The sequence below is a fragment of the Cupriavidus sp. IDO genome, assembly GCF_000812465.1.
In the GTDB taxonomy this organism is placed as follows: Bacteria; Pseudomonadota; Gammaproteobacteria; order Burkholderiales; family Burkholderiaceae; genus Cupriavidus.
On the sequence record NZ_JWMA01000138.1, the window covers coordinates 1 to 21278 of the forward strand.

Genomic DNA, 21278 nt, shown 5'->3' on the forward strand with positions numbered 1-21278 from the left:
ACACCGGCTATCATCTTATTCCCATCACCGCGCAATTCACCGGGCCCAAGCCTGCTTCATCCTTCGGGGTCCGGCCCGCCCGATGGGCAACTAGTCAGCCCTCAAACGATTGCTGCCCACTCGATGTGGGCAGCAAACCTTGCAGCCCTTGCAAATAGAAGCCTCTCCGAAAGGTAGGCGTCCTCATGTAGATACCGCACGGGCTGAACGGCATCCTGTTTGTATTGGAATCAGGGATTATTCCTTGGGAGGAGCTTCCACAGGAATTCGGGTTCGGCAGCGGGATGACTTGTTGGCGTAGGCCGTGCGAGTGGCAAGACTCAGGAGAAAGGCCGGATGACCGCTCATAGACCCACTTCGCTCTCTCGATTCGAATCCAAGGGATGACAGAGAAGGGTCGCAACTAGCCGCTTGCCTACGCGCCCTTCACGGCCTCGGCGCCGATCAAGTCGCGTGCGAAGCCCCGGGGCTGCTGGTCTAGTCAGTGGATTGGCCGGTGTCGTCAACGCACGGCACCTACGCATGAATCGATCGCGCCCGTGCATGCGCCGATGGCGCTGCAATCACCACAACCGGGAAGTAAGGCGCGCGAGCCGCCCGTACTCTCAAGGTCCCTGACCGGGTGGATCAGGCGGGCCGGGCGGCCTCCACAAAGCGCACGAATCCTTGCAGGAACCCACTTAACTGCGCGCGCACGGCGTCGTCTGCAAGACCCATGGACGCGTCGAATACTTGGCCCGCGCGGGAAACCAACAGCCGTGAGCCGGACCAGTGGCGCGTTCCCAGCGTCTTAAGTACGGGAAGCCAGTCATTCTGGGCTAGAACGGTCCCGAAGCCGCCCGGCGAGGCACCCATGACTGCGACTGGACGATCGCCGAACACGTGTGGAATATCGGATGCCGGGCGTGACAGCCAGTCAATCGCATTCTTGAACACGCCGGGAATTCCATTGTTGTACTCGGGCGTCACCAGCAACACGCCATCGCTGGCGATGACACGTGCCTTGAGGTCGACGACCGCCTGCGGCAACCCCTGCTGCTCCAGGTCGCCGTCGTAAAGCGGGATGCCGTGCAAGGTGGCTATTTCGAGCACCGCTTCCTCGCCGGTCAACGCTTGTGCGGCCCGCAACAGCGCCGTATTGTATGACTGCGCTCGGAGACTACCGGAAATCCCAAGGATCCTGATCATGGTTCAACTCCAGTCGACCGGCGCATGTTGGTTAGCGCACGGGTTGCAAAGGGGCAAAGGGCAACGGTCTGCCCTCAGCAGCATGGGTCAATGATCGTTTCAGGTCGACGAGCCCCTGATCAACCATAGTTGTATCGCCAGCACGAACAACATCGCGGCGGGCAGCATCACACTCCAGAACGAGAACCGTGCGAACGCGAGCGCGCCGAGGATGGCGCCGACGGCAAAGCCGATCACCGCGGGCCCCATCTTGCTAATCCGTCGCCGTATAGCAACGCGTGCTTCCGGCGCTGCGCCGAGCAGGTCGACTGCATCGATCACGATCTGCGTGGTGTTGCCGGTCATGATCGTGGTCGGACCAACGTCAGACAGCGCGGTACGCGACATCGCGTTCTGGATGCCCATCGCCGCCACGCCGAGCAGCCCGGTAACTACCACCATCAGCGCACTGGGGTCCGTCATCGGCATGGCAGCGAGTCCGGCTACCATGAATGTCATCAGCAGCGCGCATTCGACAAGGAACAGCACCCTGATCACTGGTTGCCCACGCCGGCGCAACCCAGATTCGGCCAGCCCCGTGCCAGCCACGGCCACGACGAATGTCGGCAGCGCGAGGATCTTGGTGAGCAGCCCCTCTGACGCCCCGGCGAGTTCGATCCCGATCATGATGAAGTTGGCTGTGACGTGCGCGGTAAACAGACCGAACAGCGCCGCGAAACCCACAACGTCGACGTAGCCAGCCACAAACGATAGCAGCCAGCCGGGCGCGGTTCCCGCGGCGGCCCCCATCGCGGGGGCGGCTTGGGGATTCAGCGCCATTACTGGCTCCCTCCCGTGGCGTCTTGCTCAGGCCGAGCAGCAACCAGCTCTTTCGGGGGATTGCCAGTGATTTTGGGCACGCACTCGCTACGAAACCACGCGGTCGTCACCGGCTCGCCGGCCATCATGCGCTTGACAGGGGGCAGCACCTGTTCGCCAATCAGCATGCCGAGCAGACCGATGAGGGCCACCGCGGGCGGCGCCGGCGAGCGCACACCGAGCAATGAATAGATGATGCCGACCAGAATTCCGGCTCCGAGCGAGATCAGATAGACCTTCATGGTTCGACTCCTTTTGAAGCATGTTTCGGCCAGCATGAACCTAGAAGTAATGGCGCATCCCAAGCGCGATGGTTTGCGGATCCGCACCGGCACTCACACCCAGCTCATTGATCGCAAAATCATAAATCGCATTCTTCTTGTTGTTGATGCGGCTGTAGTAGGCAAACAGCGCCGTCCGTTTTGATAACGGATAGTCATACCCTACCGTGAACTGCGTCGCACCGGTCTGCGCGCCGCTGCGGAAGAAGCCAATCGTATCGGTGGACGACCCCGTACCGTTAGCCGCTAGCGCAACACCCAATCGCACGCTGCCCGGACCCAGCTTCTGCACCAGCGACGCGTAGTAGCCATTGCGCTGCAAGTCACCCGTGTCGGTACGATAGTGCAAATGCTCGTATACCGCCGCGATGCGGGTGCCAGCGAACAACTGATAGGCGATGCCGAATTTCAACGCGTTGTCATTGCGCCCCGCCGCCTGATAGTGCTGGTGGATTTCGTAGGCGAACGTCGCGTTGAGCGGTCCCTTGTCGTAGACCACCGCTGCGGAGTACAGCGCCGGGTTACGCGCCACTGTGGCTTTTTCCTCGGGAAGGCCCCAGCCCAGCCACACGCTGACGCCAGCAAGTTGCGGCGAGCGATACTGGGCGATATTCTTCTGGCGGCGGTCGAACGAGCTGGTGTTCTGCACATTGTCCGAACTCGACGTCGACCCATTGCCAATGAGTGCCATGTAACCGGCCGTGGTCGGGTAGTATGGGTCGTAGCCCATGGTCGATTCGGTGTACGGCGTATGCCAGTGCCCCATGAACAGTAGCCCATAGTCGCCCTGCAGGCCGATACGGGAGTTGCGGCTGGCGATCTGGCCCTCGCCCGTATCGATCGACAGGTTGCTCTCGATCTGCCACACCGCCCGGAGCGAGCCGCCCAACCCTTCTTCCCCGCGCAAGCCGAATACAGAGCGGTAGTTGGTCATGCGCGTCACGCCGCCAAGGTGTGTGCCGTCGGTGGCGGTGCTGGCATGCGAGTACTCAATCGCCATGTTGAGGCGACCATATACCGTCACGAAACTTTGGGCCAAAACCGGCGTATGCAGGGTTGCAAGACCTCCGCAAAGGCAAGCCAGCATCCAGTCAGCGTGCCGCATCTTCCGCCTTGGTTTCATGGTCCGAAGTCAATATCGGGGACACGCCGGCCCCACGGAAAATGACATATAGGGTCATGGACGACTCCGGGCGCACAGATCATGCCATGCCACAAGCAGAAAACCGCCCACCAGACCCAGGTGCTCGAAGAACGCATTCGCCATCATGAACCGCGCTTCGGGCGGAGCGATCCAGAACCGGAGCGCGAGGAACGTAGCCGCAAGTGTGAATGCCGCCAGTACCAGCGCGCCGAGCCAACGCCATAGCCCAAGCAGGATCATCATCGATGCTCCCAACTCCAGCGCAATGGTTGCCGCGGCCATCGGACCGGCGGGCGTCAATCCGAAGTGCTGCATCTCGGCCACGCCGCCAGCGAAGTTGAAGAGCTTGACGAGCCCGCCCTGCAGATACGCGGCGCACAGGAGCAACAAGGCGATCCACTGCAGCCAGCGCGGCATACGACGGTGGTCTTGCGAAATCGGTGAGGCGGGGGATGCGTTCATGACTTCGTAAATTCCTCTGAGGTTCTTCTGAGGCTCAGAACGCCCAGCAGGAACAGCCAAGCGCGCCCCAGAACGAACTCTCGTCCGAGGTCGGCACGCCGGAGGTCCAGGCTTTGGCATGCGCATGGCCGTGTACACCGCACGAGGTGGCGCAGCCGCAAGCGGTATTCAGCGCCAGCTTGCGCGCCTGCGGCCGTGGCTGGTAGCCGCCGACGTGCCGCACCGGCGACCAGTCCGGCATCGCCGGCGGGATCTCGGGCGAGAGCTTGCCGAAGTCGCCATCGCCATAGACCACCCTGCCACCGAGAATGGTCATCACCGAGGTGATGTCCTGGATCTCGTCGCCCGGCACGCTGAAGTAGTCGGCGGACAGCACCGCTAGGTCGGCGAGCTGGCCGACCTTGATCTGGCCCTTCTTGCCGACTTCCGACGAGAACCAGGTATTGGCCTCGGTCCACAGCCGCAGCGCGGTCTCGCGGTCGAGCAGGTTGGCCTGCGGATACATCGACATGCCGCCCACGGTCTTGCCGGTGGTCAGCCAGTACAGCGATACCCACGGGTTGTACGAGGCCACGCGCGTCGCGTCCGTGCCGGCGCCCACTTTGACGCCCTTCTCCAGCATCTTCTTCACCGGCGGCGTCGCTTCGGCGGCGCGCGCGCCATAGCGTTCGACGAAATACTCGCCCTGGTAGGCCATCCGGTGCTGCACCGCGATGCCGCCGCCGAGCGCGGCGATGCGGTCGATATTGCGGTCGGAGATGGTCTCGGCGTGGTCGAAGAACCAGTTCAGCCCGTCGAACGGAATGTCCTTGGAGACCTTCTCGTAGACGTCGAGCGCGCGCGAGATGGTCTCGTCATAGGTGGCATGCAACCGCCACGGCCAGCGTTTTTCGGCCAGCAGGCGGATGACCGGCTCCAGGTCGGCCTCCATCGACGGCGCCATGTCGGGGCGCTCGACGCGGAAGTCCTCGAAGTCCGCCGCGGTGTAGACCAGCATCTCGCCGGCGCCGTTGTGGCGGTAGAGGTCGTCGCCCTGGCCCGGTTTTACCTTTGACGTCCAGGTCCTGAAGTCGCTGAGTTCTTCCTTGGGCTTCTGCGTGAACAGGTTGTAGGCGAGGCGCACCGTGAGCTGCCCTTCCTTGTGCAACTCCTCGATGATGCTGTAGTCCTCGGGGTAGTTCTGGTAGCCGCCGCCCGCATCGATCACGCCGGTCACGCCCAGCCGATTGACCTCGCGCATGAAATGGCGCGTGGAATTCTTCTGGTATTCGGGCGGCAGCTTCGGGCCCTTGGCCAGCGTCGCGTAGAGGATGGTGGCGTTGGGCTTGGCCAGCAGCAGGCCGGTCGGGTTGCCGCGCGCATCGCGCAGGATCTCGCCGCCGGGCGGGTTGGGCGTGTCCCTGGTGTAGCCCACCGCGCGCAGCGCGGCGCCGTTGAGGATCGCGCGGTCGTACAGGTGGATGATGAACACCGGCGTGTCCGGCGCGACGGCATTCAGTTCCTCCACGGTAGGCAGGCGCTTCTCGGCGAACTGGTGCTCGGTGAAGCCTCCCACCACGCGCACCCACTGCGGCGCAGGGGTACGCGCAACCTGGTCCTTCAGCATGCGCATCGCATCGGCCAGCGAGCGCACGCCGTCCCAGCGCAGCTCCATGTTGTAGTTCAGGCCGCCGCGGATGATATGCATATGGCTGTCGATCAGCCCGGGAATGGCCCGCCGGCCATTCAGGTCGATGACTTTCGTCTGTGCCCCGGCCAGCTTCATAATGTCCTGGCGCGTGCCGACGCCGAGAAAGCGCCCGTCGCGCACGGCAACGGCATCCGCCTGCGGGTTGGACATGTCCAGCGTAGTGAACCTGCCATTGACGAGGATGAGGTCCGGGGCGGACGTTGGGTTCATGGCAAAACTCCTGGTGGCGGCTGCTGCCGCTGCAGCGCCGGCGATGAACTGGCGGCGGGTAATGGGAGAAACGGTCGGGCGCCTCTTGCCAGGCGCGATGGGCAGTCGTATAGAAATTGCGGACGGTCGGCGACGCAGCGCGCCGCCGACCGTCCGCGTCCTTGCCTCAGCGTGCAGGGACCGCGGCAAGCGCTTCGTGCTTGGTCGCGGTGCGTTGTGCTGCCTTGTGCACCATCGTATAGGCGTAGTCCACGCCCATGCCGTACGCGCCGGAATGCTCCTTCACTAGCGCCATGACGGCATCGTAGGTATCGCGGTGGGCCCAATCACGCTGCCATTCGAGCAGCACTTGTTGCCAAGTCATCGGCACCACGCCGGCCTGGATCATGCGCTGCATCGCATAGTCATGTGCCTCCTTCGACGTTCCACCGGACGCATCGGCCACCATGTAAATCTCGTAGCCGCCGTCCGCCATTGCGCACAGCGCAAAGGTGTTGTTGCAGACTTCGGTCCACAAGCCGGATACCACCACCTTCTTCCGGTTGTTGGCCTTCAGTGCATCGCGCACCTTCTGGTCGTCCCACGAGTTCATAGAGGTCCGTTCGAGCACTTCCTTGTCCGGAAACACGTCGAGCAACTCCGGATACGTGAATCCAGAGAAGCTCTCGCTCTCGACCGTTGTGATGGTGGTGGGGATATTGAAGATCTTCGCAGCCTTGGCTAGGCCGACCACATTATTCTTGAGCGCCTGGCGATCCATCGATTGCACGCCGAAGGCCATCTGCGGCTGTTGGTCGATAAAGATTATCTGGCAGTTTTGAGGCGTCAGCACTTCGAGTTTCGGGTTGTTCATGATGCGGTTCCTATAAGGTGGACGGCAACACTGGCCATTCGCATGGCGCGACCTGCATCCGCCTGCCGCAGTTGCCAGCTCAGCAGGCATCCACGTCTCAGCGCTTGGCGGTCGGATCGTCGGCCGGGTTTTCGTAGACAGTGTCCGTCGGTCCATTGCCCGTGATCAACACGACCACGGCCTCATCTCCAGTCATCGCGAAGTGGGGGCCGCCGGATGGCTCGGTGTAGACGGAGCCAACCGGCAGCGTGCGCAGCTTGGCCTGATCAAATTTGCCGCCATACCCGAATCTCCAAGTCCCTTGCAAAACGGTGCCAATCCGGTCTCCCGCGTGGTGATGCGCTGCGATGGACGCATGTGGTGCAACCTTCAGCAACTGCGCATATGGGCCCGGTTTGGATGAGTCACCAAGGATATTGACGACCTGAACCTTCGGATTGCCGGAACCACCTGGCCCCCCTGTAGGCGTTGCCGCGGCCAGTTCAGCGGGCGTCTTTGAGTATTGCGGCAGTTGCGGTGTCGATGCGGTTTGCGCGAATACGCTGCCTAGCATCATTGCAGTGACTAACGTGACCAGGGTCTGAATGCGCGTCATGGCTTTTCCCCAAACAGTGGATGAGCTTCGCTCGGCTACGATTCATTCATCGAGTTCTTCCATTTGGCAGCGTGACCGTCCGACCCACGTGGGGGTTGCAGGAACTCCACCGTCACGCCATCAGGCCCTCGGGCATAGAACAGCCGCAGCCCGTCGCGCGCGCCACCGCGAACCGTTTGCGGCTCTCCCAGCCGCAACCAGCCGGCTTTTTCGATGCGGGCCAGCAACGGGTCAAGATCATCGATCAGGAAGGCAAGATGAACAGATCCGACATCGCAGGCGCGTGGCCTGAAATACTGACGATCTTCTGGTGCCGAGTATTCGAGCAGCTCGATCAGATGGCCTCCGGGCGCCTCCACCATCGCCAGAGTTAAGGCGGCGCCGGGTACACCGACGACGTTATCCAGGAACTCGCTCGGCGGATAGTAGTTGCGTGTCACGAATCGAAAGCCCAACACGTCCACCCAGAACTTCAGTGCTTCATCGAGTGAGGCAACGGTGAAGCCCGTGTGATCGGCGCGCGTGATCCCCGCCCCAACAGCGTTTGACTTGCAGCCATGATCTGCCCCAATCACTTATGGGACGCCCAGAACGCGCCAAGCTGCTCGTTGATGAACGCTGGCTTCTCTTCGAACACCCAATGTCCGCATTCTTCGATCACACCGCCCTGAGCGGACACCGAAATGGCCTTGGCGCAATCGAAGCAGTGATCGCCGAACGAGGCGCGACCGGCCCAAGCCAGCATCGGCACCTTCAGCTTGTTCTTCGCGAGTTCCGCCGTCTGCTCGGCCATCTGGGGGATATAGCCATAATGATTAAGGCTCGCTCGCAGGTTGCCGGGCTGGCGCATTTGCGTCACGTACTGATGGACTTCTTCCTCAGGAAGCGCGGTGGGGTTGTACGCAAAGTCCCGGAAGAAATGCCGGAGGTACTGTTCTTCACGCCCCTCGACGAGGAATCGCGTGATGTCCATGTTCATATGCATACCGAGGTGCCAGTACGGCACACGGGGATCTACGTAGCCCGGAAAATCCAGGCCAAAGAACGGCGTCTCGATGGTCGACAACGACAGCGCCCGCCCATTGGAAAGGTACGCCAGCGCTACCGAAGGCGGACCGCCCAGGTCGTGGCTCAGGATGTGATATTTGTCCACGCCTTCCACAGCTAGCAGCGCTAGCATGTCTGCAGCGATGGTCTTCGGTTCGTAGCCATCGAAGGGCTTGTCGCTATCCGCATAGCCGCGCAGGTCCGGCGCTATGAATCGATACTTTTCGCGGAACGCTTCGATCACCGGCAGAAACTCGCGGTGATTCTGTGGCCATCCGTGCATGCACAGAACGACCGGACCACTCCCTACGGTGACGTAGTGCAGGTGTACACCGTTTACTGCCGCGCGCTTGTGGGTAAGCATGCTCATGACATTCTCCATTTACGATGAAGCGATGACGCATCGATCGACAGGGTCGATATGATTCACGAGGAACGGCTTTGCGAACGACGGGCATGACGAGGCCCGTCGCGTTAGACATTGGGGGTGTTTGGTCAGAGTCTGAGCTATAAGATACTTAACGGTCCACAACATTCAAGCGCTATTTATCGCGCCGAGGAGTGGGCCGCATCAAGCGATTGTTCAATCAGCGATTGTTCAATCGCGTCAATGCGACGTTTGCGTCAGTACCATGTAGTAAGCGACTGAGAGATCGGCAACGACGTCTGCGTGTACGCAGAGCGTGAACTTGGATGGTATTGGTGAGCCAGCGGAGTTTGCACAGCGGGTGGTCTACCGAACATGATCATCGCCCTTGCAGTGATAAACGTTGACCGCAAGATACCCGGCAACGCACGGCGGGTCTTGAACGAAACTGCTAGGAAATGGATAAAACTGCGAGCTACTGTTTCCTCCACCTTGCGGGGGAGAAGCCAGTCATCTTCTTGAATACGCGACTGAGGTGGCTTTGATCCGAGAACCCGCAGTGCGTTGCAACACTTGCGATATCGAGCTCGGATTTCAGTAACACCTTCGCCATGTCGACGCGTGCCTTCAGCATCCATTGGTGCGGTGTCAATCCGGTTGACCGAAAGAATGCCTTCGTGAAGTGGCTGGGCGATATCCCGCACGCTGCTGCGATGTCGTCCACGGAAATATTGTCCGAGACGCGATTTCGCATGAATTCAATCGCTCGGCGCTCGTCGCGCGGACTCAGCAACGGCCCATGCCTGCCACGTCGCAGGCCGTTGCCGTACGTTGAGATGACATGAAGCATCATCGCGCTGGTGACGTGCGCGATATAAAGTCGGTTCAGATTGTTTCGATCATCGAGCGCAGGAGCGATCGCGTTGGCGAGCCACTGCATGGTTCGGTCGACAGCGCCCGCGGGATTGCCAAGCGAGAAGCCAGAGCCAGCGCCTGCGCGCGCTGCCATCTCGGACAACTGATCGTGATCGATGCGCAGCCGGAGATTGTCGAATGCGGAAAGGTGGTGGCAAGTCCACGCCTCCTCCATGTTGACGATCGACACGCCGCCATCTGAATGCGCGCCCATATACACAAGCTCCCGCTCGCGCCAGAGACCATGCAGACGAAACTGCTTGAGCTGAACGATGATCGACGTCTGGGCGACTACAGGGACGACAACCGGATCGGCCAGCGGTCTCTCAGACTGATTGCGTACGACCTGAAGCGGCCCAACGACGATCGGCGACGGTCCCGACATGCCGGACTCACCTGTCAGACCGCCGACCGTGCGAGCACGGCCGTCTCGGGCCAGCCCTTCAGCACCGCCTCAACGAGTTGAGACAACTGCCGCCGCGTAGAGCCACCCCTTGCCTGAACGGCGAGCCCCTGGATGAACGTACACAGGAACGAAGCCGCTTCGGCACTTGTCATGCCTGGCGGCAGCGGGCCGATATCCTTGACCGCATCAAAGCGAGCGCGCAGACGCTGTTCAAACGCGTTGCGGCTCTTGGACAGTTCCTCGCTCAGCGTACGTGCGTCCGCGCTGCACGCGAGTGCGGAAAATGTCACAAGGCAACCCGATGGGGTATTTTTCCCGGTATGAAGATTGACGATCCCTTGGAGCAGCGATTCGGCGATCAGACGGGGAGTCGGCTGTTCGAGTGCGCCAATTCGAAACGCCAGGTGATCCCGGTTGTAGCGCTCTAGCACGCGCCGAAATAGTCCCTCCTTACTCTCGAACGCCTTGTAGAGACTCGATTTCGTCAGACCCGTCGCCTTCATCAAATCCGCGAGGGAAGCGACGTCATAACCCTTCTCCCAGAAGACATGCAATGCCTGCTCAAGCACAACGTCTTCATCGAACTCGCGTGGACGCGCCATTTCAGTTTCCTTGATGATTTTCAATTGTAGACCATACGGTCCACAAACAGCAGCCCCCTCGCAACTCTTTTTGTGCGGGTAAGGTGGACGGCCATTGACGTGGCGTTCGTCGCCCTGGCGCCGGCCCGGGCCATGTCTCTGAGGCTTGGATCCGAAACTCGTCCGATAACGGCGCCTCGGAGTCGTTCAATGAAATCGAACACCATGTTGAAGCAAATCGTCTTTAATTGTGGACCGTAAGGTCCATAATAAACCCACCCAAACGTAGGAGTTTCATCATGACGCAGAACATTTCCTTCATCGTTCACCTTCCCGGCAAGCCGGAAGCACGGGACGAGCTCTATTCGAGCCTGATCGAAGTGCTGGACGAGATGTCGCATGAACCCGACTTCGTCAACACATATCTTCACCGATCGGTTGACGACCCTGACACGCTTGTTCTATATGAGACATGGGCATGTAGCGCCGAGTACTTCCAGGCGCACCATCTAAAGAAGTCATACCGCGTGGCATACGAAGGCAAACTCAAGCACCTACTCAAGTCGGAACGGCGGTTCGAGTGGCTTGAGCCAGTCCGGGGTTACGAGAAGATCGCCAAGTGAAGAAGAACAGTGTCCATCGATGCCGCTTCGCCATCGTGCTCTCGGTCATGACGATGTCGGTCGCCCATTCTCAGTCGTCGGTGACCGTCAGCGGCAACGTCGATGGCGGAATCAGCTTCATCAGTAATCAGAGCGGCGGCCGATCGACACTGTTCGACAGCGGAATTCTGTCGCCGAACCTCCTGTCTATCAAGGGACGGGAGGTGCTGGGCGGCAGCGCATCGGTGCTGTTCGAACTGACCTCGCAGTTCGATCTTGATGCCGGTCAGACCATTCCGCAGAGTGGTGCGATCTTCAATCGGACGGCGCTCGTCGGTATGGAGCATCGGGAGCTCGGCACGCTCACCCTCGGCACGCAGTACGATTTCATGTTCACCACGCTGACGCTGAACCGGTTCGACGGTGCCTTTCTGTATGGCGGAATTTACGGTTTCCGTCAGGGACCGTTCAAGACGTTGGGGATTCCACAGAAGCCCACTGGCGCCTTCGACTTCGACCGCATGGCTGGCGGCACGCGAGTATCCAACGCTGTCCGCTATGAAACGCCGCGCCTTGCGGGCATTCAGGCGGGGGCAATGTACGGCTTTGGCGAAACACCGGGTTCGCAGGCGAAGAGTGCTACCAAAAGCTCAGCGCTATGGCGTCGGGCGACGGGCTGTTCTCCGCTGCGAGCGGGAATCCCGTGCTGCCGAGCGCTCTCGGCCGCTTCGCGTTCGAACGCCTTTTCACCGCACGGACTGAGAACGACAAATACGCTCGCCAGATCGATTCGTCAGCCGGCATCGCCGTATTCGTCGGCGATCGGGAAGACACAGCACATTGGTTCAAGGTCGGCCAGGCCTGTCAGCGCTTCGCGCTCACGGCGACGAACCTTGGGATCAAGGTCGCCTTCATCAATCAACCCGTCGAGGTCACGCGCTTTCGTCCAGAACTAGCAGGCCTCGTCGGCGAGGCCGGTCGACCGCCGGATATAGTCCTGCTCTTCGGCTACGGGTCGACACTACCATTTTCGCTCCGCCGTCCGGTGAAGGCGGTGCTGGCCTGATGCCATCGATCTTGCCGAGCGGTTGACGTCGGGCATGCCCGCGCGAAGGGATGACGGATGACTGTGGGCATGTCGTGCTGCGCGTCTGTTTCCCCTGCCCGCGAGAAAGGCAAACCGGGACACCAGCGGCACAGCACCGCCCACCCAGCCTCAGGTTTCCTCTGGCACCCGGACCAACAAGACGGGCACGGAGGATTGACGCACGAGACCCTCCGCCACGCTGCCCATCAGCAGCCGCCTGACGCCGCGGCGCCCGTGGGTGCCGACCACCAGCATTTGCGCATGGCAGCTTGCCAGCACTCGGCAGACTTGGCTGGCAACGTCACCGGGTGTCCGCTTCTCGTTGGAAAGGACGACATGGCAGGCGACATGGCCGGCTTCAGCCTTCGCCTGTGCCTGCGCAAGCAGCTTGTGCCCGGTCTGGATCAGGCCCTCGTGCACTTCATCCAGCTCGTACCCGCTCTCGATGACGTGGAGGATCTCCAGCTCCGCATGACAGGCCTGGGCAATGCCTATCGCCTCGTCAAGCGCCTGATCGCTGCAAGCGCTGCCGTCGATTGCCACCAGGATCTTCTCGTACATATGCCGTCTCCTTCAGAGTGATTGCGTAGCTGGACGCGGAACCGGCCCTCTGCCCTCACCCGGCAACGCCTCAGTGCGAGAGCAGGACCGGTATGGTCATCGATGCGAGCAAGGTCCGTGTGACCCCGCCCAGCACAAGTTCTCGCATGCGCCCATGACCATACGCGCCCATCACGATAAGGTCCGCGCCAAAATCCGCGGCACGCGATAGCAGCAGCTCTCCGATGGTGAGGTCCGCGCCGCCGGGCCCATGTTCCACCTCGACACTCACCCCGTGGCGCTCCAGCACGCGCACGGCATGAGCGACCGGCGTGGCGTCGTGCCGCGCCTCCTTGGCGGCGGTCTTGGCACAGAGAATGCGGGCCTGCGCACCTGCCATCAAGGGCAAGGCGTCATGCAGCGCGCGCAGCCTCCCGGCTGCCGTTCCACGCGATCATCACGCGCGCTCCTGCCGAGAGGAACTGACCCGCGCACGGCACCACAAGGACCGGCCGCCCGCTTTCAAGAATCAGCGCTTCGAGGATCTGCCTGGCGATTGGCCCCTCGATATTGGAAGGCTCATACTGGCCGGCCACGACAAGACCCGCCTCGCGCGATTCCTGCAACGCGGTGCTCAGGGAGTCCTGTTCAGCGGCACGCCACTCCGCCCCCAATGACAGGGTCCCGGTAAGTGCATGGAACTCCCCCCGGATCTTTTCGCGGATCTGAAGGCGCCGTCTGCGGTCCGCCTCGACGAACTCGTGAGGATTGTCCATGAGATAGAAGTAGGTCGGGTCCGGAATGAAGCCGGCGAACAGGCCAATGAGCGGACATTCGCTTGCGTGTGCTAATTGTGCTGCCAGTTGCACGCGCTGCTGCGCGGACGGCTTCTTGTCCACGTGAACCAGGATGCTGCTGTATCCCATGATCATTTTCTCCAGGTGCTGACCTGCAATGTCTTTCCCACCTGAGCGTGCGGTGGCTGGCGGCGTGGTGCCCGTCGCGGCTCCTCGCCCCTGACCAGCACGACCGGGGCTAATGAGTTCCGATCCCACAAAATAGGTCAGCGGGCACTCGCCAGAATGGCGTGAGGTACTGAAGGCGTGCAGATCGCCGGAACCAAGTCCGTGGACGCGTCGAACTTCCGTGTGCAGCCGTTGAAGGCGTACTAGGCGAACCAACTGAGAGAACGGCACAAAAATAAACGGGGGCTTTCGCCGCTTTGTGGACATCGCACCTGCTCCCCCTGAAGCGGCCGTTCGGCGCTCTGACCTAAGGTTCCCTTATGGCCCTGACGATCGATGCATAGAGGCGGCCGAAATCTGCCTCTACCTTGACGCCGCCGAACGGATCGCGGTTTGAGCCAAACGCCTCATCCAGTTCCTTCCAGTCCTCCTCCGTCAGCCATTGACGCGCGGCAGGCAGAATCACCTCTTCTTCCAGACGCCTGTGATTTGCGGAGAACGCAGCGTATTCTTCGACCATCTCGCGCAACACCGGGAGCGCGGACTCGCCAACCAGCTCGTATCGGGTGAACGCATGTTCGATGTCTCGCATCCGCGCTTTGCCCTGAACGTGCTGTTCCTCTAGCTCGTCGATGGTTTTGTCGAGGTCGTTAGCACGGTGCCGCAAGCGCGCGAACAGATAGCGCTCTTCCTTGGGATGATGTAGCCGCTCCGGATATTCGCTAATGTAAAACAGCATGGACCGAAACATCACCGGCCTAGGCACATCTACGCCGGCACCGAACAGTTGGACAAGGCGTTGCATGCCAGTGACGACCATCGAAAGCTGCTGATGTTCCCTATGGATGACCAGTACGGCTTTTCTCGCTGCCGGCGTTTGCATATCATCCCCCTTACTTCTGGACGGGGCATCTCCTGAGCCCAATATAACTATAGAGGCCGCGACGCGTAACCCTAAGATCTGCATCAAAGGCAGTGACGACCAGATCCAGGTCAACTATCGGCCTCAACGTGTCAGGATGAGAGGATTGCCATGGTGGCTAGACCGTAAGTTGTTAGATGTCAGGCACTTACAAGGTGATGTACGGGGCGCCACACGTGCTGGTGGCCATGGCCACCACGGTCCCGAGCCGAAGACAGTTCGGCATGGTTAGTGACCGTTACGTCCTGGCAAGTCGGAGCGGGTAGTCGGCTTCCGGCGTGCCTACAAGGATGAGCAGCCGGCCGTGACCGGCCAGTAAGGGACCTTCGTCCGACGCGTCGCCGAGACACTCACATGGCAGCTCCACTCGGCAAGCGGTCGTTCGATCGCCGAGAGATGGTATCGCGACATCGACTGCATTCAGTGCACACCTCCATTCCACGGTCTCAAAGCAGAATCCCCCGCCGCGGGTGCCCCTGAAACGACAGGCTGCAAATTTGGAACGCGGCGCAATCAGTCGGCGGTCACACCAGCCGTCTTGGACACCCGACCCCAACGCTCGGTCTCCAGGCGGATGAACTCGGCAAGCTTCGCTGGCGTCATGTCGCCAGCCGTCACACCCTGCTCTTCGAAGCGCTTCAACACGTCCGGCTGTTGCAGCGCCTTGGCCAGTTCCGTGCCAAGCCGCCGCGTGACCGCCTCGGGCGTGCCCCGAGGCGCCATCAGCGCATACCACGTGGTCACCTCGTAGCCCTTGATGCCGCTTTCGTCCAACGTAGGCACGCCGGGATAGGCAGGGGAACGCTTCGCCGTGGTAACCGCCAGCGCACGGAGCTTGCCCGAGCGCACGTGCGGGGCTGCCGACGGACTGGTTTCCACCGCCATCTGGATCTGCCCCGCGATCAGGTCGGTCATCATGGGTGCGCCACCCTTGTATGGAACATGAACGATATCGGTACCAGTCATCGATCGGAGTAGTTCTCCCGAAAGATGCTCGGTGCTGCCGGGGCCGGCTGATCCGTAGTTCACCTTACCCGGATGCGACTTGATATAGGCGATCAGCTCCGCCACCGACTTGACCGGCATCGATGGGCTGACTAGCAGCACGTTCGGGGTCAACGCCACCAAGCCGACCGGAACCAGGTCGCGCGTGAAATCGTACGGCAGTTTCTTGTAAATGCCGGGCGCCATTGTGTGCGCGACAGTGGCAAGCAGCAGCGTATAGCCGTCGGGTGTGGCGCGCGCCACGTTGCTCGCGCCGAGCGTGCCTCCGGCGCCCGGCCGGTTGTCCACCACCACCGGCTGGTGCAACGACTCGCCGATCTTGTGGCCAATGGTGCGGGCAATTATGTCGGTGGTGCCGCCGGAAGCGAAGGGCACCACGACAGTGACGGGCTTCTCCGGCCAACCTTGTGCGGCAGCCGGCACCATGCTGCCGAGTGCGAGGGTTGCGCCTACCAGACAGGCGATGGCGGTGCGGCGGGTTATGTCGGACATGTGACGGTCTCCTAGAGATTCGATGAATTTCTTGTCGGCGTTGCTGGCAGAAAGGCCCGGTTCTTCAGTACTGCACTGCCTCAGTCGGAACCGAGCTGCAACGTATTGGGCTGGCGCTTCTCGATGGCCGACTTCAATAGCGCCGCGCAACGGTAGATGCCGTGGGCGAATTTGCCGAACGGCAACGTGGCGAACAGCGCCATCACCACGCCAAGGTGGATGGCCAGCAGCATCGCCATGGCTCCGGTCTCGCGGCCGGCCAACAGGCCAAGCCCGGTAGCCGCTATGAGTAGCAGGAGCGCGATGAAGCCGCGATCCATGGGCCGCTGGGCGGCATCACTCCGGTTGGGGTCGCGCCGCAGGTTCAGCCACAGCAGGCCGGCCGGCCCAATCAATAGCCCGATGCCGCCGGCCGTTCCGAGGATCACCGGCAGGCTCGTCACCGGATACGGCGCGTGGAGGTCCAGCAGGTAGTGGTACAGCGTGGCCACACCAGTGGAGGCGAAACAGGCCATGAAGCCGTAGAACGTCAGGTGGTGGAAGCGGCGACGCGCCAGCGTGAATCGGTCGTCCTGCTCGTTGCAACCCTGGCCGTGACCGCCGTCGAGGTAGGTGAGCGTGAGCGCGTCACGCGCGGCCTCCCCCAGCGCGGGCGGGGTGGCACGGCCCGGCGATACATCGCGCCAGAACGTCCGTATGCCAATGCCCAGCGAGAGCACCGCGAAGCCGAACACTGCCCCGAACATCGCAGCCATCATGTTGTGCGGAAAGATCGCGTAGAAATTGCCGGCCAGCGGCGCGTGCCACAAGGCGCCGTGGCGCGAAATGGCCAGCAGCAAGAACAAAGCCAGGCCGAAGGCAAGAGCCAGCGCGACGGTGAGGCCGTTGCGCCGGTACAGTGCACCCAGCGGCGCCGGCCATGCATATTCGGCGTAGGTCTCCCCACGTACGCGAGCCATGGCCTGCGGCACGTTCACCGCGAATTCGTGCGGCGGCGCGTACTGGCAGGCGTGGTAGCAAGCCCCACAGTTGTGGCAGAGGTTGGCCAGGTAGTTCACGTCCGCCTTGCCGAATGACAAGCGCCGCGTCATGGCCGGAAACACCGCGCAAAAGCCTTCGCAGTAACGACAGGCATTGCAAATCTGCATCTGACGGGCAACTTCGGCTTCATTGCCGGTCAGCGGCAGCACCTGGATGGGAATGATCTTCCGACCGCCCGTTTGACGGATGTCGCCCGCCGTCTCCACGGCCCCCACCGCCGTTTCGCCGGCCTCGCGCACCAGCGCCTCAAGCTGCTTCATGTTGTACTCCTTTCGCTTGTGCGGCCGCGCGCGCGGCCCGGGTGCCTGCAATTCGGCCGAACGCGGTGCCGATGGACATGCCAACGCCCGCCGTGTAGCCCTTGCCCAGCACGTTGCCGGCCATCATCTCGCCGGCCACGAACAGGTTGTCGCTCGGCTCACCTCCAAAATGGACGGCGGCGTGCTCGTCGACCTTAAGGCCGAGATAAGTGAAGGTGATGCCGGGACGCAGTGCATAACCGTAGAAAGGCGCGGTGTCGATGGGACGCGCCCAGTGAGTCTTGGGCGGGATCAGCCCTTCGGTGCGGCAGTCGTCCAGCGCCGTATGGTCGAAGGTGCCAATGCGGCACGCGGCGTTGTAGTCGGTCACGCTTTTCACGAACGACTGCTCCGGCAGGCCGAGCTTGCGCGCCAGTTCGGGCAGTGTGTCGGCCACCGTGCCGGGGAAGACCGGCGGCATGAAGCGGCCGATGGCCTTGGCATCGATGATGGAGTAAGCAATCTGGTCCGGTTGCTGGGCGACCAGACGGCCCCAGATCGCGTAGCGCTTCGGCCAGAAGTCCTCTCCTTCGTCATAGAAGCGCTCCGCTTCGCGGTTCACCACCACGCCGAGTGACACGCAATCGATGCGCGTGCAGATGCCGCCGTCATACAGCGGCGCGCGCGCGTCGATAGCCACACAGTGCGATTGCGACGGGTCGCCGATGGCATCGGCTCCTGCCTCGATCATGTGCTTGAGCAGTACACCCGTATTGAACCGGGTGCCGCGGATCAGGAAGTTGTCGGCCGGCCATTCGCCGCGCTCGTTGCGGCCCCACGCTTCGCGCAGCCATTCCCGGTTCGATTCGAAGCCGCCCGCCGCCAGCACGCAGGTGCGCGCCTCGAAGCGGTGTGCGCCGCTGCGCGCGGCCATAAACCGGCTGCCATCGAGTTCGATGGCATCGACCCGTGTCTCGTAGCGGATCTCCACCCCGAGGTTTTCGGCGCTGCGATAGTAGGCGTTCACCAGGGCCTTGCCGCCGCCCATGAAGAACGCATTGGTCCGGGCTACATGCAGCGCGCCCGACAGGGGCGGCTGGAAATGTACGCCGTGGCGGCGCATCCAGGGGCGGCAGGTCGATGAAGCGCGGATCACCAGCCGCGCCAGCGCCTCATTGGTGATGCCGCCGGTGACCTTGAGCAAGTCTTGCCAGTACTCCTCCTCGGGGTAGCTGTCGACCAGCACATCCTGGGGCGCATCGTGCATGCATCGCAGATTGCGGGTGTGCTGGGAGTTGCCGCCGCGCCGGGCCTTGGGGGCCGCTTCCAGCAGCAGCACACTGGCGCCAGCTTCGCGCGCCATGAGGGCGGCGCACAGTGCCGCGTTGCCCCCGCCGATTACGAGTACGTCCCACATGAGTACAGTCTCCGATTGTTGGCTGCGACTGTACTGAGCGGGGCGGGCGCCCGCCAGAAGGGAACGGAAAAGAGGTGTTTACGAATCGTGAAGGGTCGCCCCTTGCCAACTTCCGCTCAGCACCAGTTCCCGCGCGACGGAAGCCAGCGTGCCGCGCGCAGCGAGCCCGGCCGGCGACAGTTCTTCGTCCGACAAGCTGGCCAGCACGTTGGGGCGACGGGCCGCGGCGTCCGCAATGGGGATCATCGCCAGCGGCTCGCCGCCGAGTCGTGCGACTGCCGCGCCGGGCTGCACCGTCGCCCCGAAGCCGGCCCGTACGGCATCCATTAGCATCGCCAGTCCGTCTATCTCGGCCACCAGGTTTGGCTGGAATTTTCCCCTGGCAAACGCCACGTCGAGCACTGACCGCAATCCGTGCGGACTGCTTGGCAGAATCAGCGGCAAGTCGCGCAACTGCGCCAGCTTCGCGGTTTTTCCCGCGGGCATGCCGGGCATGTCGCGCCGGGAGATGAGAAAAAGGCGTTCGGTGAGCAGTGGCGCCACACTCCAGCGGTGGTGTCCGTCCGCCTGGAACAGGATGGCCAAGTCGAGTTGGCGAGTATCGATCATGGTGGCCAGGTTGCCCGACAGACTTTCCACCAGATGGAGCCGGATGTCAGGGTAGCGATCCCTCATGGCCTGCATGAAGGGCAAGCCGAGTACGGAGATCGTACTGGGCGCCATACCGACGCTGACATGGCCCGACAGTCTCGCAAGCTGCGCGGCACGGACAGCATCGTCGGCATGGCGCACGGCCAGTTGCGCCTGCCGCCAAAAAGCCAGGCCAGCGTCCGTTGGCACCACGCCGGCGGATGTGCGCTGCAACAACCGTGTCGCCAATTCCCCTTCGAGCCTGCTAATCTGCTGACTAAGGGCCGACGTGCCCACGTCCAGCTTCTGCGCGGCCTTCCCCATGCTGCCGAGTTCGACCACCTGCAGGAAATACCGCAACTGCCGGAGCTCCATTCGCTTCCTCCTTCTGGCTCTATCCTTGCACGCGACTGTCTGGCACGCTCGCACCACATCGCAACGCGATCGACAGCATTTTCGCAGTGCGCGCCTCGCCCGTCGGACGCATCTGTTGCATCCACGGCATGCGCTGACAACCTTTCACTGCGGACTCCGCAATGCTACTACCGTGCAGTGTAGAGGGAACGGTCACCCTCCGCCTCGGCCGGGACAGCGCTTACTAGTTGCCAGACAGAGCCAGGATGCGCTTCGCCTGCTCGATGACGGGCCTGTCGACCATCTTGCCGTCGACCTGCACGGCATGGCTGCCGGACGAGGTGGCCTCGATCACGCGCCGGGCCCAATCGGCCTGTTGCGCCGTCGGACGGAAGCCCGCTTGCACGCCGGCCACCTGCGAAGGGTGGATACACAGCTTACCGGCGAAGCCGAGTTCCCGAGCGTAGGCGACGTCGTCAGCCAGAACGGTCTCCTCCGCCAGCGCGGTGGTCACGCCGTCGACGGGCGGCGGCAGACGGGCGACGCGCGAGGCCAGCACGAGGCGGCTGCGTGCGTAGGCCAGTGCGTCACGGGTGTGCTCGCAGCCGAGGTCGACGGCGTAGTCGATGGAGCCGAACGCCAGCCGCGCCACGCCGGGCGCCGTGGCGATGGCGTCGGCTTGATGCAACCCAATGGCGCTTTCAATGATCGCCACCAGTACGCCGTGCGAATTGACCCTGCGCAGCGCCTCGGCGATGCCGCCCAACGCCGCAGGTTGTTCGGCCTTGGGAACCATTAGCCCGGCCAGCGGCGTGCCGGCGGGCAGGTTGGCGAGCCACTCCAGGTCGGCACTGAAATAAGGCGAGGCGGCGTCATTGATCCGGACAAGGACATTCGCCGCCCGCCCTGAAAGCTGCCTTGCCGCGAGCCACGAGGCGATTGCCGCGCGGGCGGCGTCCTTGCCGTCGGGGTGGACTGCATCCTCCAGGTCGAAGATTGTCACGTCTGCGCCGGCGGCAACGGCCTTGTCGAAGCGCTCGTGCCGGTTGCCCGGCACGAAGAGATAGGTGGTGGCGATGTTCATGGCGGTGCCTTTCAGCGGGCGGCAAGGTGGAACACGGAGTCTTTGTGCACGTCGTCCTGCTCAACCACGTGCGACGAGGCGCCGTTGATCAGCGCCGCGCAGTACGGCGAACTGCGGCGGCAGTCGACCTGATGCAAGAAATGAAGATAATGGCTTGCCACGGAAGCGGCGGCGTACCGTTTGGAGCTCGCCATCGTCGAGAAGGGCTAGTGCAGCGTTCCATTCTGTTTGGAACTTAAGCGGCGGTTGGCGCGAATGACTTTCTGCAAGATGTCGCGAGCGCTCTTGGTCCAGATGAACGGC

Annotated in this window: 22 protein-coding genes and 2 pseudogenes; 3 read left to right on the forward strand and 21 right to left on the reverse strand. The window is 62.3% G+C overall.

Translation table 11 applies throughout. The annotated features are described in order from the left end of the window. Positions 1 to 154 precede the first annotated feature (154 nt). Positions 155 to 326, forward strand: a pseudogene (locus tag RM96_RS37855) (transposase); the annotation flags it as partial. 301 nt (positions 327 to 627) lie between these two features. Here the strand turns inward: RM96_RS37855 and RM96_RS28655 are convergent. The 12 genes from RM96_RS28655 to RM96_RS28710 form a co-directional block, all read right to left on the reverse strand. Continuing rightward, positions 628 to 1188, reverse strand: coding sequence for an NADPH-dependent FMN reductase (locus RM96_RS28655; protein ID WP_039015121.1), 561 nt, complete (start codon positions 1186 to 1188; stop codon positions 628 to 630). 99 nt (positions 1189 to 1287) lie between these two features. After that, positions 1288 to 2007, reverse strand: a complete 720-nt coding sequence (locus RM96_RS28660) for a YoaK family protein (protein WP_039015122.1) — start codon at positions 2005 to 2007, stop codon at positions 1288 to 1290. Beyond that, entirely contained in the window at positions 2007 to 2288 is a 282-nt protein-coding gene (locus RM96_RS28665) for a XapX domain-containing protein (RefSeq protein WP_039015123.1), read from the reverse strand. The genes RM96_RS28660 and RM96_RS28665 overlap by 1 nt, the downstream gene beginning before the upstream one ends. 40 nt (positions 2289 to 2328) lie before the next feature. Beyond that, the gene (locus RM96_RS28670; RefSeq protein WP_052279810.1) at positions 2329 to 3414 is read right to left on the reverse strand and encodes a porin; all 1086 of its coding nucleotides are present in this window, start codon (positions 3412 to 3414) and stop codon (positions 2329 to 2331) included. 90 nt (positions 3415 to 3504) lie between these two features. Beyond that, complete coding sequence (locus RM96_RS28675; protein WP_052279811.1) at positions 3505 to 3933, reverse strand: DoxX family protein; 429 nt, start codon at positions 3931 to 3933, stop codon at positions 3505 to 3507. 34 nt (positions 3934 to 3967) lie between these two features. Next, on the reverse strand, positions 3968 to 5833 hold the full coding sequence (locus RM96_RS28680) for an amidohydrolase (RefSeq protein ID WP_039015126.1): 1866 nt from the start codon (positions 5831 to 5833) through the stop codon (positions 3968 to 3970). Between the two features lie 166 nt (positions 5834 to 5999). After that, a complete protein-coding gene (locus RM96_RS28685) occupies positions 6000 to 6686 on the reverse strand; it encodes a hydrolase (protein ID WP_039015127.1) in 687 nt (228 codons plus the stop codon). Between the two features lie 97 nt (positions 6687 to 6783). Continuing rightward, positions 6784 to 7281, reverse strand: coding sequence for a cupin domain-containing protein (locus RM96_RS28690; RefSeq protein ID WP_052279812.1), 498 nt, complete (start codon positions 7279 to 7281; stop codon positions 6784 to 6786). A 35-nt stretch (positions 7282 to 7316) separates the two neighbouring features. Further along, a complete protein-coding gene (locus tag RM96_RS28695; protein ID WP_202966760.1) occupies positions 7317 to 7856 on the reverse strand; it encodes a VOC family protein in 540 nt (179 codons plus the stop codon). Further along, entirely contained in the window at positions 7853 to 8698 is an 846-nt protein-coding gene (locus tag RM96_RS28700) for an alpha/beta fold hydrolase (RefSeq protein WP_039015128.1), read from the reverse strand. Before RM96_RS28700 ends, RM96_RS28695 begins: the two co-directional genes overlap by 4 nt. A gap of 472 nt (positions 8699 to 9170) precedes the next feature. Then, positions 9171 to 9995: a helix-turn-helix domain-containing protein gene (locus RM96_RS28705; RefSeq protein WP_052279813.1), complete on the reverse strand. Its 825-nt coding sequence runs from the start codon at positions 9993 to 9995 to the stop codon at positions 9171 to 9173. 14 nt (positions 9996 to 10009) lie between these two features. After that, entirely contained in the window at positions 10010 to 10642 is a 633-nt protein-coding gene (locus RM96_RS28710) for a TetR/AcrR family transcriptional regulator (protein ID WP_238587458.1), read from the reverse strand. A gap of 254 nt (positions 10643 to 10896) precedes the next feature. On the opposite strand from RM96_RS28710, the gene RM96_RS28715 reads away from it, so the two are divergent. Together RM96_RS28715 and RM96_RS37860 are read left to right on the forward strand one after the other, a co-directional pair. Next, a complete protein-coding gene (locus RM96_RS28715; RefSeq protein WP_039015130.1) occupies positions 10897 to 11220 on the forward strand; it encodes a putative quinol monooxygenase in 324 nt (107 codons plus the stop codon). Beyond that, positions 11217 to 12155, forward strand: a complete 939-nt coding sequence (locus RM96_RS37860) for a porin (protein ID WP_082016754.1) — start codon at positions 11217 to 11219, stop codon at positions 12153 to 12155. The genes RM96_RS28715 and RM96_RS37860 overlap by 4 nt, the downstream gene beginning before the upstream one ends. A gap of 260 nt (positions 12156 to 12415) precedes the next feature. Here the strand turns inward: RM96_RS37860 and RM96_RS28725 are convergent, their stop codons facing one another. The 9 genes and pseudogenes from RM96_RS28725 to RM96_RS40615 form a co-directional block, all read right to left on the reverse strand. Continuing rightward, positions 12416 to 12847, reverse strand: coding sequence for a universal stress protein (locus tag RM96_RS28725; protein WP_039015131.1), 432 nt, complete (start codon positions 12845 to 12847; stop codon positions 12416 to 12418). 70 nt (positions 12848 to 12917) lie between these two features. Beyond that, positions 12918 to 13752, reverse strand: a pseudogene (locus RM96_RS28730) (universal stress protein). A gap of 346 nt (positions 13753 to 14098) precedes the next feature. Next, a complete protein-coding gene (locus RM96_RS28735) occupies positions 14099 to 14674 on the reverse strand; it encodes a hemerythrin domain-containing protein (RefSeq protein WP_039015132.1) in 576 nt (191 codons plus the stop codon). Between the two features lie 552 nt (positions 14675 to 15226). Continuing rightward, on the reverse strand, positions 15227 to 16210 hold the full coding sequence (locus tag RM96_RS28740) for a Bug family tripartite tricarboxylate transporter substrate binding protein (protein ID WP_039015133.1): 984 nt from the start codon (positions 16208 to 16210) through the stop codon (positions 15227 to 15229). 80 nt (positions 16211 to 16290) lie between these two features. Continuing rightward, complete coding sequence (gene tcuB, locus RM96_RS28745; RefSeq protein ID WP_039015134.1) at positions 16291 to 17511, reverse strand: tricarballylate utilization 4Fe-4S protein TcuB; 1221 nt, start codon at positions 17509 to 17511, stop codon at positions 16291 to 16293. Then, a complete protein-coding gene (tcuA, locus tag RM96_RS28750) occupies positions 17498 to 18907 on the reverse strand; it encodes an FAD-dependent tricarballylate dehydrogenase TcuA (RefSeq protein ID WP_039015135.1) in 1410 nt (469 codons plus the stop codon). The genes tcuB and tcuA overlap by 14 nt, the downstream gene beginning before the upstream one ends. Positions 18908 to 18985: 78 nt before the next feature. Continuing rightward, entirely contained in the window at positions 18986 to 19912 is a 927-nt protein-coding gene (locus RM96_RS28755; protein WP_039015136.1) for a LysR family transcriptional regulator, read from the reverse strand. A gap of 223 nt (positions 19913 to 20135) precedes the next feature. Then, positions 20136 to 20975 carry an HpcH/HpaI aldolase/citrate lyase family protein gene (locus tag RM96_RS28760; RefSeq protein WP_039015137.1) on the reverse strand — a complete coding sequence of 280 codons (840 nt, stop codon included), beginning with the start codon at positions 20973 to 20975 and terminating at the stop codon, positions 20136 to 20138. A 60-nt stretch (positions 20976 to 21035) separates the two neighbouring features. Beyond that, on the reverse strand, positions 21036 to 21278 hold a 243-nt coding region (locus RM96_RS40615), incomplete at its 5' end, for a hypothetical protein (protein WP_274520240.1).